Annotated in this window: 13 protein-coding genes and 1 pseudogene; 3 read left to right on the top strand and 11 right to left on the bottom strand. The window is 71.0% G+C overall.

What is annotated here, in order from left to right; genetic code table 11:
* Positions 1-3: 3 nt before the first annotated feature.
* The 6 genes and pseudogenes from ABD333_RS12085 to ABD333_RS12060 form a co-directional block, all read right to left on the bottom strand.
* Positions 4-963 (bottom strand): copper transporter, encoded by a 960-nt coding sequence (locus ABD333_RS12085; RefSeq protein ID WP_344540523.1) that lies wholly within the window; start codon positions 961-963, stop codon positions 4-6.
* A complete protein-coding gene (gene steA / locus ABD333_RS12080) occupies positions 960-2,198 on the bottom strand; it encodes a putative cytokinetic ring protein SteA (RefSeq protein ID WP_344540522.1) in 1,239 nt (412 codons plus the stop codon). Before steA ends, ABD333_RS12085 begins: the two co-directional genes overlap by 4 nt.
* Positions 2,199-2,417: 219 nt before the next feature.
* A complete protein-coding gene (gene recN / locus ABD333_RS12075) occupies positions 2,418-4,115 on the bottom strand; it encodes a DNA repair protein RecN (RefSeq protein ID WP_344540520.1) in 1,698 nt (565 codons plus the stop codon).
* A gap of 230 nt (positions 4,116-4,345) precedes the next feature.
* A pseudogene (locus ABD333_RS12070) lies at positions 4,346-5,233 on the bottom strand (NAD kinase); the annotation flags it as partial.
* A complete protein-coding gene (locus ABD333_RS12065; RefSeq protein ID WP_344540518.1) occupies positions 5,230-6,039 on the bottom strand; it encodes a TlyA family RNA methyltransferase in 810 nt (269 codons plus the stop codon). The pseudogene ABD333_RS12070 and the gene ABD333_RS12065, both read right to left, overlap by 4 nt.
* Entirely contained in the window at positions 6,036-6,461 is a 426-nt protein-coding gene (locus ABD333_RS12060) for a hypothetical protein (protein ID WP_344540516.1), read from the bottom strand. The genes ABD333_RS12065 and ABD333_RS12060 overlap by 4 nt, the downstream gene beginning before the upstream one ends.
* A 115-nt stretch (positions 6,462-6,576) precedes the next feature.
* Here ABD333_RS12060 and ABD333_RS12055 point away from each other — a divergent pair, with 115 nt between their 5' ends.
* On the top strand, positions 6,577-6,918 hold the full coding sequence (locus ABD333_RS12055) for an SCP2 sterol-binding domain-containing protein (protein WP_344540515.1): 342 nt from the start codon (positions 6,577-6,579) through the stop codon (positions 6,916-6,918).
* Between the two features lie 47 nt (positions 6,919-6,965).
* Here the strand turns inward: ABD333_RS12055 and ABD333_RS12050 are convergent, their stop codons facing one another.
* The 3 genes from ABD333_RS12050 to ABD333_RS12040 all read right to left on the bottom strand — a co-directional run bounded on the left by ABD333_RS12050 (position 6,966) and on the right by ABD333_RS12040 (position 9,661).
* Positions 6,966-8,009, bottom strand: coding sequence for a glycerophosphodiester phosphodiesterase family protein (locus ABD333_RS12050; RefSeq protein WP_344540514.1), 1,044 nt, complete (start codon positions 8,007-8,009; stop codon positions 6,966-6,968).
* Positions 8,010-8,255: 246 nt separating this feature from the next.
* A complete protein-coding gene (locus tag ABD333_RS12045; protein ID WP_344540513.1) occupies positions 8,256-9,269 on the bottom strand; it encodes an HAD-IIA family hydrolase in 1,014 nt (337 codons plus the stop codon).
* A 29-nt stretch (positions 9,270-9,298) separates the two neighbouring features.
* Positions 9,299-9,661, bottom strand: coding sequence for a tetratricopeptide repeat protein (locus ABD333_RS12040; RefSeq protein WP_344540512.1), 363 nt, complete (start codon positions 9,659-9,661; stop codon positions 9,299-9,301).
* A gap of 141 nt (positions 9,662-9,802) precedes the next feature.
* Between ABD333_RS12040 and ABD333_RS12035 the strand changes: the two genes are divergently transcribed.
* Positions 9,803-11,122: a DUF1015 family protein gene (locus ABD333_RS12035; protein ID WP_344540511.1), complete on the top strand. Its 1,320-nt coding sequence runs from the start codon at positions 9,803-9,805 to the stop codon at positions 11,120-11,122.
* A gap of 686 nt (positions 11,123-11,808) precedes the next feature.
* Here the strand turns inward: ABD333_RS12035 and ABD333_RS12030 are convergent.
* On the bottom strand, positions 11,809-12,162 hold the full coding sequence (locus ABD333_RS12030) for a single-stranded DNA-binding protein (protein ID WP_344540510.1): 354 nt from the start codon (positions 12,160-12,162) through the stop codon (positions 11,809-11,811).
* A 113-nt stretch (positions 12,163-12,275) separates the two neighbouring features.
* On the opposite strand from ABD333_RS12030, the gene ABD333_RS12025 reads away from it, so the two are divergent.
* A complete protein-coding gene (locus ABD333_RS12025; RefSeq protein WP_344540509.1) occupies positions 12,276-13,214 on the top strand; it encodes an MBL fold metallo-hydrolase in 939 nt (312 codons plus the stop codon).
* 21 nt (positions 13,215-13,235) lie between these two features.
* On the opposite strand, the gene ABD333_RS12020 is transcribed toward ABD333_RS12025, so the two are convergent.
* The gene (locus tag ABD333_RS12020) at positions 13,236-14,405 is read right to left on the bottom strand and encodes an alkaline phosphatase PhoX (protein WP_344540507.1); all 1,170 of its coding nucleotides are present in this window, start codon (positions 14,403-14,405) and stop codon (positions 13,236-13,238) included.
* Positions 14,406-14,486: the final 81 nt, after the last annotated feature.

Genomic DNA, 14,486 nt, shown 5'->3' with positions numbered 1-14,486 from the left:
CCGTCACCCGCTCTTCCCGGCGGCGGGCGCGGGCGAGGGCAGGTAGCCGCCCGCGTCGGGCCCGATGCCGAACTGGCCGGCCTTGCCCGCCAGCTCCTGCTGGAGCGCCAGGATCATCACGACCTGGCCCGAGGGCTGGTCGGCGACGTCGACGGAGGAGACGTTCTTCTCGGCGTCCGAGCCGCGCAGCGCGGCGATCAGCCCGCCGCTCTTCTGGGCCGCGGTGTTGGGGCCGCCGAGGGCGGTCCCCCGGCCGGCGGCGTCGAGCGCGGTGGCGAGGGAGAGGAGCGCCTCGTTGTCGCTCTCCCCGCCGGTGCCGGTGTACGGGGTGGAGGGTGCCATCACGACGGCGAGTGTCGCATGCTGACCCGGCTTCCCGCTGGTCGTCACGTAACCCCGCTGCTTGAAGCCGCTGAGGATCGCACCGCCGGAGGTGTCCTCCCGGCCCGCCTTAGTCGCGTCCCTGGTGGTGATCGCGCTGGCCAGGACCGCGGCGGCCTTGTCGTAGGGGTCGGCGTCGCCCGGGAAGGTCATCCCTTCGGGCGTCAGCTGGCCGGCGAGCTCGTCGACCGTGTTCTTCTCGTTGTCGTCGAGGAACTTCTTCTGGATCGTCACCCGGCCGGTCACCGCGGCGCCCGCCTGCCGCGCGAGCTCGCTGAGCCGCTCCAGCGCGTCGCTGGCCGCGCCGGGCGTCTCGACGAAGACCACCGACTGGCCCTTGAGCCGCTCGGCGACGGTCTGCGGGCCGAGCACCTGGGCGAACTGCTGGCCGCCCTTGAGCTGCTCGCTCAGCTCCGTGTTCTCGGCGCGGAGCCGGTCGCCGCGCTCCTTGGCATCGTTGGCCTGGCTTCGCAGGCTGTCGGCGACCGACTGCGAGAGCGTCGTCGAGCCGAGGATGATGCCGAGCGCCAGCGCGAGGAAGATCGCGACGATGGAGACGAGGTGATAGCGGAAATCGATCACGTGAAGAGTCCGGTCAGCCAGAAGAGGAAGGCGTGCCAGCGGTCGGCCAGCAGCGGGAGCAGGACGTCCCCCGCCGGCGACATGATCACGGCGGTGGTCATGGCGATGAACGCGCCGAGCACCAGGAACAACAACGACCAGGTGGAGATGCGGCTGCGGTAGAGGCGGCTCACACCCTTGGCGTCGACGAGCTTGCTGCCCACCCGCAGCCGGGTGAGGAACGTGCTCGCCATGCCCGCGCGGCCCTTGTCGAGGAACTCGACCATGTTGGCGTGCGTCCCGACCGCGACGATGAGCGTGGCGCCCTTGTCGTCGGCGAGCAGCATCGCGATGTCCTCGCTCGTCGCGGTCGCGGGGAAGGTCACGGCCTTCTGGCCGAGCTCCTCCACCCGCTTGAGCCCCGGCGCGCGGCCGTCCCGGTAGGCGTGCACGACGATCTCGGCACCCGAGGTCAGCGCGTCGTCGGAGACCGAGTCCATGTCGCCGACGATCATGTTGGGCCGGTAGCCGGCCTCCATGAGCGCGTCCGCGCCGCCGTCCACGCCGATGAGCACCGGACGGTATTCGCGGATGTACGGGCGGAGGGCGGCGATGTCCTCGCGGTAGTGGTAACCGCGCACGACGATGAGCACGTGCCGGCCCTCGATGCGGGTGGCGACCTCGGGCACTCCGACGCCGTCGATGAGCAGGTCGCGCTCGCGCTTGACGTACTCCATCGTGTTGGCGACGAACGCCTCGAGCTGGTGCGACAGACCCGCCTTGGCCTCGGTCAGCGCCTCCTCGACCGTCTCGGGCGTCTGCACGGTGCCCTTGGCGACCACCTCGTCGCCGCGGTAGACGGCCTCGTCCTCGATCCGGACGAGGTCGCCCTCCTTGAGCTTGGCGAAGATCTCAGGACCGACGTCGTCCAGCAGCGGGATGCCCGCCTCGACCAGGATCTGGGGCCCCAGGTTGGGATAGCGGCCGGAGATGCTCGGCGCGACGTTGACCACGGCGGCCACCTGGCACGACACCAGCGCCTCGGCGCTCACCCGGTCGAGGTCGACGTGGTCGATCACGGCGATGTCGCCGGTGTTCAGGCGCTTGGTGAGGTCCTTGGTCCGCCGGTCGAGGCGCGCGGTGGCGGTGATCCCGTGCTGGCCGTCCTCCCGGCCACGGCCCAGTGCGCGCACGCGCCGCTGGAGCCGCGGCGAGATCAGCGCGCGGCGCTCGGTGATGGGAGACGGGTCGTTCATCGAATGACATCCTGCCAGAGCGCGGGAGGCGAGACCGGCAACGACGAGCGGCGGGGCGTGTTCGTTCGTGCGCTCTCTGTGGCTTTGGACCGTTCGCGATCGGGATCGTCGTGCCGGTGTTCCCTTGCGCATCAACGAGCACCGCCGCCCGAGTGTTCCTCAACGCCACGTCCGTACGGGTCGTCCGTACGGGTCGTCGGTCCGGGTGTCGTTCCTGGGTCAGTGTTCCTCGGCGGCGAGCTGGAGCAGTTCTTCCGCGTGGGCCCGGCCGAGCTCGGAGTCCTCCAGGCCGGCGAGCATGCGCGACAGCTCGCGCAGCCTGCCCTCGCGGTCGAGCGCGGTGACGCCGCTGCGGGTCACGAGGCCGTCGTCGGACTTCTCGACCAGCAGGTGCTGGTCGGCGAACGCGGCGACCTGGGGCAGGTGGGTGACGACGATCACCTGGGCGTTGCGGGCGAGCCGGGCCAGCCGCCGGCCGATCTCGACCGCGGCCTTGCCTCCCACACCGGCGTCCACCTCGTCGAACACGAACGTCGGCACGGGGTCGGCGCCGGCGAACACGACCTCGATCGCCAGCATGACGCGCGACAGCTCACCGCCGGAGGCGCCCTTGTGCAGCGGCAGCGGCTGGGCGCCGGGGTGCGGGGCGAGCCGTACCTCGACCTCGTCGGCGCCGTGCGGCCCGTACTCCGGCATCTGGGTGACCGAGACGACCACGCGCGCGTGCGGCATCGCCAGCGCGGTGAGCTCCTCGGTGACCGCCTCGGAGAACCGCTCGGCGGCGCGCGTGCGCACCTCCGTCAGCTCCGCGGCCTCGGCGGCGAGCCGTTCGGTGAGCTCGGTCTCCTCGGCCTGGAGGGCCTCGATGCGCTCGTCGTCGCCCTCCAGCTCGATGAGCCGGGCCGCGGACCGGCGCGCCCATTCGAGGACCTCGTCGAGGGTCTGCCCGTACTTGCGGGTGAGCCCGGTCAGCTCCGCGCGGCGCTCCTGCACGGCGGCGAGCCGCGCGGGGTCGGCCTCGACGGACTCGGCGTACGCGGCCAGCTCCGTGCCGACGTCGGACACCAGGTATCCGGCCTCGGCCAGGCGGTCGGCGAGCGTGGCGAGGGCGGGGTCGTGGTCGCGCACGTTGTCGAGCGCGTGGCGGGCCGTGCCGAGCAGCCCCACGACGTTCGCCGCCTCCATCGCCGCCGCAGGGTCGCCGAGCAGCGCCTCGTGCGACGTCGTCGCGGCGCTGCGCAGGGCGTCGGCGTGCCCGAGCCGCTCTTCCTCGGCGGCCAGCTCGGCGTCCTCACCCGGTTTTGGATCGACCTTCTCGATCTCCTCCAGGCCGAAGCGCAGCATGTCGGCCTCCTGCGCGCGTTCGCGCGCCCGGGTGGTCAGCTCCTCCAGCAACGCGCTCACCTGCCGGTGCCGCTGGTAGGCGGTGGTGTAGGCGCGCATCGGCTTGGTGAGCGCACCTCCGGCGTACCGGTCGAGCGCGGCGCGCTGCCTGCCCGCCTGCAGCAGCCGCTGCTGGTCGGACTGGCCGTGCACGGCCACGAGGTCGTCGGCGAGGTTGATCAGCAGGCTGACCGGCACCGACCGGCCGCCCAGGAACGCGCGCGAACGGCCCTCCGCGGACACCGACCGGGTGATGATGAGCGCGCCCTCGTCGAGTTCGCCGCCGGCCTCCTCGACCCGGTCGAGCACCCGGCCGCCGGGATCGACCACGATCCGTCCCTCGACGGTCGCGCGCTCCGCGCCCGGCCGCACCCGCTGCGGATCGGCGCGGCCACCGAACATCAGCCCGAGGCTGGTGACCACCATGGTCTTGCCCGCGCCGGTCTCGCCGGTCACGACGTTGAACCCCGGTGAGAGGTCCAGCACGGCCTCGTCGATCACGCCGAGGCCCTGGATCCGCACCTCATCGACCATCGGACGCACCTGCGTCAACCCCTCGCAAACAGTTCCCGGTTTCCGCGCCTCGCTGTCTCGCTGTACCGCTGGTGAGATTATCGCTCTTGTCCAGGTCCGGCTTCCCCGCTCGCGGCAGGGGTTTGGTCACGGACAGGCGCCGCGGCCCCGGCGCCGCCAAGGGCGCCGTCCGCTCCGGCCTGCGGGACCGCACGTTCCACACCCTCGGACGCGGCATCGGACGCGGCCTGGCGGAAACGGCCGCGCCAGCCGGTGACGGGCAGCCCGAACTTGGTGACCAGGCGGTCGGTGAACGGCGTGAGATGCAGGCGGGCGAGCCGTACCGGCTCGGCGCCCCGGCGCACCTCCACGCGCGCGCCGGGCGGCAGGTCGAGCGTGCGGCGGCCGTCGCACCACAGCACGGCGCGCGGTGTGCCCGGCAGCACCTCGATCGCCACCACCGAACGCGGCGACACGACCATCGGCCGGGCGAACAGCGCGTGCGCGCTGATCGGCACGACGAGCATCGCCTCGACCTCAGGCCAGACGATCGGGCCCCCGGCGGAGAAGGCGTAGGCGGTGGACCCGGTCGGCGTGGCGCACACGACGCCGTCGCAGCCCCAGTTGGACAGCGGCCGCCCGTCGATCTCCGCCACGACCTCCAGCATGCGCTCGCGTTCGGCCTTCTCCACGGTGGCCTCGTTGAGCGCCCAGGTGGTGCCCGCGATCGAGCCGTTGCGGCGCACCGTGACGTCGATGGTCATGCGTTCCTCGACGTCGTAGCGCCTGGTGACGACGCCCTCGACGGTGGCGGTGAGGTCCTCGCGTTCGGCCTCGGCGAGGAACCCGACATGGCCGAGGTTGACGCCGAGCAGCGGCGTGCCCGCGGGCTTGGCGAGATCGGCGGCGCGCAGCAGCGTGCCGTCGCCGCCGAGCACCATGACCACCTCGGCGTCCGCCGCGGCCTCGGCGGAGGGCGGCATGACCTCCACGCCCGAGCAGCCGATGTCTTCGGCCTCGCCGGCCAGCACGCGGACGCCGATGCCGGCCTCGCTGAGCCGCTCGATCACCAGTTGCGCGCTGCGCACCGCCTCCCGCCGCCCGGTGTGGGCGACGACCAGCACCGACCTTGTGCTCACTGGGGCCCCTCCGTGATGGCCTTCTTCAGCTCGGGCTCGTCCAGCGGCGGCGCCCCCGCGCGCAGCCACAGGAAGTACTCCACGTTGCCGGACGGGCCGGGCAGCGGGCTGGCCGTCACGCCGCGCACGCCGAGCCCGAGCGTCCGCGCGTGGCCGGCCACGTCCCGCACCGCCTCGGCGCGCAGCTCCGGATCGCGGACCACACCGCCCGCGCCGACCCGGTCCTTGCCGACCTCGAACTGCGGCTTGACCATGAGCGCGTAGTCGGTGCCGGGCGCCACGCACGCCTTGATCGGGCCGAGGACGAGCTTGAGGGAGATGAACGACAGATCGCCGACCACGAGGTCCGGCGGATCGGCGTCGGGCCGCCCCAGCCGCTCGGGGGTCAGGTCACGGATGTTGACCCGTTCGAGCACGCTGACGCGTTCGTCGGTACGGAGCGACCAGGCGATCTGCCCGTATCCGACGTCCACCGCGTACACGTGCGCGGCACCGGCTCGCAGCAGCACGTCGGTGAAGCCGCCGGTGGAAGCACCCGCGTCGAGGCAGACCCGCCCCTCGACCCGGAGATCGGAGAAGGCCTCCAGCGCCCCGGCGAGCTTGTGCCCGCCGCGCGACACGTACTCCGGCCCGCTGTCGGCCGTCTCCACCACGATCGCGGCACCGGTCTCGACCTGCGTGGCCGCCTTGGCCGCGGCCTGCCCGCCCACCTTGACCCGGCCGTCGGCGATGAGCTGCCCGGCGTGTTCACGTGACCGGGCCAGCCCGCGCCGTACCAGCTCGGCGTCCAGCCGTCGTCGGCTCATCGCCCGAAGCCGTCCGGCGGCACACTGCCAGGCCCGGGGAGACCTGGCGGCCGGGGAACGGCCTCCTCCTCGTCAGCCGACAGCAGCAGTTCCTGGAGCCGCTGATGAATCTCCTCGAAGACTTCGACGTGATCGGCCACCTGCGTACCGCCCAGCTCGCCCAGGGGCGCGAGCGCAGCGTCCACCCTCGCGTCGCCGGTCGGCTCAGGCGGCGGCCCCGGCCGGAAGGGAGGCGTCACATAGGGCCGTTCCCCACTCTGGACGGGCTCGGGAGCCTCCTCAGTGCCCTCAGGCGCCACGGATTCGTTCCCTGGCGGCTCCAGCCCGGGCAGGCCGGCACCGGCGCTCTGCGGCGCGCCAGGGGCCGCCTCCCCCGCCGGCGCACCTCCGGCCTCGTGCTCCCCCGAAGCCTCGCCAGACATCACGTTTACCTCCAAGAAGACCCCCGACCCCGTGCCGCGGGTCGCTTCGGGCTCAGTCAGAACGCTACCGTCCCATCACGACATCGTTGGCGACCGAACGGGGAACGGCCTGACCATGGCGAACGAGGAGGACTGCCGCACCGCCCTCATCCGGGTGGCGGACCGGCTCGCCGAGGTGGATTCCGACAAGCTGGCCGAACATGTCGTCGAACGGACGATCAGCTGCCGGATCCCCGACCTGGGCGTGGCCTATGTGACCAGAATCCATGCGGGCGGGCTGGACGCGTTCGAGTCCACGCCGGACCCCAAGGCCGCCCAGGTCCGGTTGACCGTGAACAGCGACGACCTGGTCGCGCTGGCGAACGACGAGCTCAACCCGGCCAAGGCCTGGGCGAGCGGCCGCCTCAAGATCGAGGCGAGCATCTTCGACCTGCTTCGCCTCCGCAGGCTGCTGTGATCGCGAAAGCCCTGCCACCTCGGGCGGCAGGGCTCTCCGGCGTCGGATCAGTGCGCGTGATAGCGGCGCGGCAGCTTGAGCCCACGCTCGGCCATCAGGGCGCGCAGCCGGTCGGGATGATCGGTGATGATCCCGTCGACCCCGTCGTCGATCAGCTTGCTCATGGTCGCCGTGTCGTTCACCGTCCACGGGACGACCTTGATCCGCATCCGGTGTGCCCGCTCGACCATGGCCTTGGTGACGTACGGCCGGTAGCCGGGATCCGTGATCTTGCCGTTCTGCGGGAAGCCGTGCACCGGAGAGAACGCCACCGCACCGAAGGTCTTGATCGCCTTCAGCGGGTCACCGCCGAAGTCATCGATGTCGATACCCCCGAGCCACGGTGATCTGCCGGGCTGCCCGACCTGCAAGAAGTCGAAGTTCGTCAACGCCACCAGCGGCAACCGGCGTTCGACCTGACGCATCCGCATGAGGGCGCCCCAGTCGAAGCTCTGGATCGTGACCTGCCGGAGCAGACCGGCCCGGCGCACCTCCCTGGCCGTCACCCGCACGAACTGCTCCCGCGGCGCGGTCTCGCTCGGCGCGCCCGCCTCGACCTTGGTCTCCACGTTCAGCTTGACCCCGTACGCCCGGAAGCGGTGCACAAGCCCGAACACCTCACGCAGCAGCGGCATCCTGGCCCCGGGGACGGCCCGCTGACCGGGATACTCCGGCAACGTCTGCGACCCGCAGTCCATCGTCCGCACCTGCTTCAACGTCAGCGTGTTGATGTACTTGCCGACGTAGGGGAACTCCGGATCCCCCGGCGTGACCGGAGCGGTGTCCTTGCACTTCCTCGCACTGACCCGCCGGTCATGGGTGACGACCGCCTGCCCGTCCTCGGTGATCTGAACGTCCAGTTCCAGCGTGCTCACGCCCAGCCGCAGCGCGTTGGCGAACGTGGGGAGCGTGCTCTCCACCATCAGGCCGAGCCCGCCCCGATGGGCTTGCAGGTCAAAGCCTCTTCCCGCCCACGCGGGCTGGACCGCCCCCATCCCCATCACCAGCGCGCAGCCGATGGCCCCCGCACCGATACGACGCCAATTGCTCATCCGAGTGTCCCTTCCGTCTACTGCGGCACACGGTCTGGCACACGCACGTCCACCGGATGATTCCAAAGGAAACGATCAGTGACACCCAGGTGCCCATCTCGGCCACCCCAACGTCGGGTCCCCCGACGCCGCCAACACCCATCGCCTCCGGCATCAGTACGACTTCGGCGCGGCGCTGGCGGAGGCGGGGTTCTCGGGCTTGGCTCGCGTGGAGGGGCGTGGTCTTGGGACGGGGGTCGGGTTTCGTTAGGGAGTGGGGTTGAGGTTCAGCGTTTTTAGGGCGGGGGTGACTGACTCGGGAGGGGCGGGGGCGTCTGTGCGCCATGCGGCGGCGGCTAGGGCGCGTAGGCCGTCGTACGGGTCGCCCTCGCCGGTGAGTGTGATGTGGTCGCCGTCCCAGCGGGCCGTCCAGCCGACGCAGTGGTAGCCGTCGTCGTCCGTGCGTACGTCGGGGTGGGGAACCAGCAGTCCGGTGAGGTCGGGGGCCAGGTAGGTGGGGCGGTGGTGGGGCTCGGCGGTGAGCGCGGTCAAGGGGTCCGTGACACCGGTGAACACGAGCAGGCTGTCGGCGTTCCCGTTGTGGGCGCCTTCGATGTCGGTGTCCAGGCGGTCGCCCACGACGAGGGGCCGCTGGGCTCCCGTACGGATGATGGACTCGTGGTGGAGCGGCCGTTCGGGCTTGCCCGTGACGATCGGTTCGACGCCGGTGGCGGTACGGATCACCTGGAGCAGCGAGCCGTTGCCGGGCTTGGGCGGGCCGCCGCCGCCGGGGATGGTGAAGTCGCCGTTCGAGCCCAGGAAAAGGGCACCCTCGGCGACGGCCTTGGCACCTTCGGCGATCAGTCCGTAGGAGAGGTTGGGGTCGTATCCCTGCACGACGGCGGCGGGGCGTTCGGACGCGGTGGAGACTGGCCGTAGCCCACGGGCGTAGAGCGCCTGGCGCAACCCCATTCCGCCCACCACCAGAACCTTGGACCCAGCGGGCAGGCGTTCGGCCAGGAGACGCGCGGCGGCCTGGGCCGACGTCACGACGTCCTCGGCGGTGGCGGGCACCCCTACCCGGGTGAGGAGCGCCGCGACCGCGCTGGGCGTCCGGGAGGCGTTGTTGGTGACGAACGCGAGCCGCTGACCCGCCGCGCGTGCCTTGGCGAGTGACTCGGCGGCGGCGGGCACCGGATGGTGTCCCACGTAGACGACGCCATCGAGATCGAGCAGAGCGACGTCGTACGCCTCGCTCAGCGGGCGGTCACTGCCCTTCATCGTGCCCCTCTCACCACTGGTGCCTTGATTCACTTGCGAGCGGCCAAGGTAGCGCGGACGTGGCGCAGTGCCTTGGCGTAGTCCTTGTTGTCGGGGCGCATCGCGACCGCGAGAGCCAGATGCTCGACCGCCGCCTCGAACTCTCCCATCCGGCTCAGCGACAACCCCAGCCCGAACAGCGCGTAGTCCTCGGCCGGATCAGAATCGACGATCCATTGGAAGCTGGCCGCCGCCTCCTCGAACAGCCGAGCACCGTACTGGGCCCTGGCAAGCGCCTCCCGGATGCTGCGGGAGGTCGGCTCAGCCTCGGCGGCGCGCGTCAGCAGCTGGACCGCGGCGGCCGGGCTGCCCGATTTGAGGAGTTCGAGGCCACGCGTGTACCACTCGTACACTCCGCCGTCGGGTGCGGCGGGCCCGGGATCCTCACCCGGGGAATCCCCTGACCGCCCCGGCCCTTGAACACTCACGTGGACCTCCCCTTCGATCCTGACGACGGTACCCGGGCGCGGCGCGTGTCCCCGCCCCTCGTTACCATGCCCACAGTGGACGACGATCTCCCTTCCGGGCTGGACCCCGAGGCGTTCAGCGCCTGGATCTTCGGCGCCCCCGGCCCCGCCGCGCCCGCCGGACTGGAGCTGGCCCCGTTCCGGGGGGTGCGCTTCGCGCCCGAGGTCGTCGGGGATCTGGCCACGGTGACCTCGCCGCCGTACGACTTGATCGACGATGAGGCGGTCGCCCGGCTGATGGCCAGCGACGGGCACAACATCGTCCGGCTGATCCTCCCTCCGACCGCGAGCGAGGGTGCGGCGACCCTTCAGCGCTGGCTCGCGGACGGCGCGTTGATCGTCGACTCCGAACCGGCCCTGTACGTCTACGAGGCGGCCTCGGACGGCACCCCCGTCCAGCGTGGCCTCATCGGCGCGCTGGGCCTGCGCGCCGAAGCCGACGGGGTCGTTCTCCCGCACGAGAACGTCTATCCGGGCCCGGTGCGCAATCGGCTGGATCTCATGGCGGCCACGCACGCCAACCCCGAACCGATCTTCCTCGTGTACGAGGGCGGTGGTGACGCCGCGCAGATCATCGACGAGATCGCCGGCACGCCTCCGCTGGTGGAGTTCCGGTCCGACGACGGTTTGGTCCACCGGCTGTGGCGGACCTCCGACCCCGGCCACCACGCCCGCGTGGCGGCGGATCTCGGCCCCCGCCGGGCGTTGATCGCCGACGGGCATCACCGGTACGCCACGTACCGGGCGCTGCAGGCTCGCCACCACACGGCGGGAGACGGCCACGGCCCCTGGGACTACGGCCTCGCCCTCCTGGTCGACTCGACCCGCTATCCACCGCACCTGGGCGCGATCCACCGCGTTCTGCCAGCCCTCCCCCCGGACACGGCCCTTGCCCGCGCCGCCGAGATCTTCGAGGTCACCCACCTTCCGGACCTTCCGGCCGCGATGGAAGCGCTCGCCACCGCCGAGGGACCGGCGTTCCTCCTCGGGGGCGCCGGACTGCACCTGCTCACGGCGGCGGACCCGCGCCGACTGCTAGACGCGATGCCCGTGGGCCATTCCGAACGCTGGCGCGGGCTGGGCACCGCCATCCTCGACGCCCTCCTCATCGAAGGCGTCTGGAACCTGCCCGAGAACGAGCGCAGCGTCGAAGTCGTCCACGACGACCCCGCCGCCGCGATCGAACGAGCGCGCCGCACGGGCGGCACCGCCGTCATCCTCAACCCGCTCAAGGTCGAGGACGTCCTCGCCGTGGCAGGCCAGGGCGAACGAGTCCCCCGCAAATCCACCTCGTTCGGACCCAAACCCCGTACCGGCCTGGTCCTCCGCCTCCTAGACCGCACGTAAGCACTCGAACCGAAATCCCGACCAAGAACGGCTCAGCTACACCCGAGCCACCGCACCGGCCCGCACCTGAACTGCCGCACCGAGGACCCGGCGAACAGCTGTGGCGAGACACACCCGAACAGGCGTACCGGAAGGCGCTTGAGCTGCCGAGCTGACCCGTGCCCAAACAGAGGCTGGCACGCACCTCAACGGACGTTCCGGAACGGACACCGCCTATGCCGCCACAACGAGAACCCTCCCGGACGGGCGTGCAACACGCCTGGCCAGCGAGCCGGACCACACCTAGACACGCGAGCGGGACCGCGCTCTAACAGGCGCGCGCTGGCACGCGCCCGAACTGCTCACCGGACGCCACCTGGACAGCCGCAGGCAGATGCACCTGGACTGGCGCGGACCACCTAAGCCTCCGAGCCAGCCCACGCCTGGACTGACGCGCCCGACCACGTCCGAGCATGTGAGCCCGGACGCGCTGGCGTGGGGAACCCGCACCTGAACAGGCGAGTCGGACGACGCCCGAGCTGGTTTGCCTGGGCGCGCCTGAGCTGGGGTGGTGGGCACGGTTACTCAATGCGCTGGGCTGTGCCTGGGCGGAACGCCCTCGATCGCGCTAGGCATGAGTGGGAGCCGGGACGTGGCTTGCCCAAGTGAGTCGGACCGGCAATGCCAGCGGGGTGGCGGTGGCTTCGTCAAGGTGCTTGGTTGCCTCCTGCCGGGATGGGAGCCACCGCTATCAGGGCGGCTTCGTAGACCTCCACCTCGTAGCGGCCTATGCCGAGGTCGTCCGGGCGCCAGAAGCGGCGGCGGAGAGAGCCGTGCACTTCGATGAGGTCGCCTGTGCGCCAGGTCGGCGTCTGGTCGATCACCGAAGGCTCGTACGTGGCGCAGGCGAGGGCGTCCACGACGCGTCGGCCTGAACCCTTGCGGGGGCGATCCACGATCAGGCGCCAGGCCACGACGAAGCCACTCGGTAAGGCGCGTCGGACGGGGTCCTCGGCCAGCTTGCCGAGCAAGGTCACGTCGTTGATGTGGGGGCAGGCCATGAACGACTCCTCTCCGTGTGCTGGGGTCACCAGAGTGGAAGACGCGCCCTTGGGAACGGAAGACCGGGCCGAAACTGTGGATAACCGGGCCACGGCAGGGCGATGATCTATCAATGGACACCGAGACCACGGTCACGCCGCTCGGCGGTGACGTCTACGAGATCGACACGCGGATGGCGGGCTACAGCGGCATCACCGCCGGATACCTGATCCTCTCCGACCGGCCATGCCTGGTGGAGCCGGGTACGGCGGGATCGGCACCCGTGGTGCGGCGTGCTCTGACGGAGCTGGGCGTGGGGCCGGCCGATCTCGCGAGCGTGGTCGTGACGCACATCCATCTCGACCACGCAGGCGGGGTCGGGGACATCGCGGAGATGTATCCGCAGGCCGAGGTGGTCGTCCACGAGAAGGGGGCGCGACACCTGGCAGGCCCCGAACGTCTCATGCGCAGCGCACGCATGGTGTATGGCGACGCTCTCGACACCCTTTTCGGCGAGCTCAAGCCGACGGATGCGGCAAGGATCCGCGCAGTCCAGGACACCGGTGCCATTGACCTCGGCGGGGGCCGGCGCCTGGAGTCGTACTACTCCCCCGGCCACGCCAAGCACCATGTGGGGCTGATGGACTCGCAGACGGGCGACCTGTACGTGGGCGACGCGGCCGGGATCTACATCCCCGAGACCGCCGACGTGCGGCCCGCGACCCCGCCGCCCGACTTCGACCTGGAGACGGCGCTGCGGTCACTCGCCAAGTTCCAGGCCCTGCAGCCCGAACGGCTGCTGTTCGCCCACTACGGGCCGGTCTCGGAGGTCACCGGCACGCTCGAACGGTCGGCCGAGGAACTGCGCGTCTGGGTCGACGCCGTGAAGGACGCCCGCGACGAAGGACTGGACCTGGACCACGCCGCCGCGATGGTGCACGAGCGCACCAAGGACCGCTACCGCATGACCAAGGAGATCACCGATCCCGAGACCGTCGAGAAGTACGAGGTCCTCAGCGGCACGGTGAACAACGTCGCCGGCATCATGCACGCCCTGGACCGGCACGCCTGACCACCGCGGGTGCCGGCGGCCTCAACGCCGGAAGGGACCGGTCACCTCGAAGGTGTGGCCGTCCGTACCGGCGACGAATCCGCTCTTGCCACGTTGCGACGAGAAGTACAGGCGGGTGCCATCGGGCGAGAACGCGGGACCGGTGATCTCGGACTTGTCATGGCCCAGGACGCGCAGGAACGGTGTGACCACACCGTCGGGCGTGATGACGTTGATCTCCATGTTGTCGCCGTCCTCGGCGATGTAGAGGTCGCCGGAGACGGCGCCTGTGATGTTGTCGACGCCGCGCAGCGGGGCGGCTCCGCCGGTCACGAGGTCGTCGTCGTACGCCAGGTCGAGGCGTTCGTTGACGGCGTCGTACGCCCAGACCCGGTTGTCGCCCTTCGTGGTGAAGTAGCAGACGCCGCCCGCGTAGTGGCAGCCCTCGCCGCCGTCGAAGCGCATGGCGCCCTCGACCTGGTCGCGGGTCGGCGTGATCCACATCTCGGGACGCGGCACCTTGGCCCAGCGTACGGCGCCGACGCCTGTGCCGATCAGCACCTCCAGGGTGCCGCTGGACAGGTCGCCCCAGGTCGTCGGCCTGAACCGGTAGAAGCAGCCGTTCCCCTGATCCTCGGTGAGGTAGACGACCTTCCGCACCGGGTCACTGGCGGCCGCTTCGTGCTTGAAGCGCCCCATGGCCGGGCGCGGCTTCGCCGAAGTCCGGCCGTACGGGTCGGTCTCGTACACCAGGCCGTAGTCGTGTTCCTCGCACGACAGCCAGGTGTTCCAGGGAGTGGCACCGCCTGCGCAGTTGAGCGTGGTCCCGTTCAGGATGCGGTACGCAGAGGTGATTTTGCCTGTCGCGTCGAACCGTACGGCCGAGGCACCGCCCACCAGAGGCACCTCGGAGTTGCTCACGTAAATCCAACCGTCGCCGTCGCGGTAACAGGCGCCGCCGTCCGGCGCCGCGTGCCAGGTGTGGCGCGTGCCCTCGACCCGCTGCAACGACCGCGCAACGATTCGGCTGGTGAAACCGGCGGGCAGCTGAACGCCATTGCCATCGGCCGCCAGCAGCGGACCGTACGGACCAGGCCCGGGCTGCGCGGGCCCGGCGAACGCCTGCTGCCACAACGCACCCGCGAAGGCGGTCGTGCCTCCCGCGACGGCGGTGGCGCGTAGGAACATACGTCGGTTCAGGGCGATGGGCATAGTGCTCCCTCACAGGCTCCACACGACCGGTGGAGTTCATCACCACCGGACGACTCCGGCGGCCCCCGAACGACACGATCA

It is taken from the genome of Actinomadura fulvescens (genome assembly GCF_039533225.1).
Lineage (GTDB): Bacteria > Actinomycetota > Actinomycetes > Streptosporangiales > Streptosporangiaceae > Spirillospora > Spirillospora fulvescens.
The sequence above is the reverse complement of the archived record's forward strand: the minus strand, read 5'-3'. Positions and strand labels throughout refer to the sequence as shown.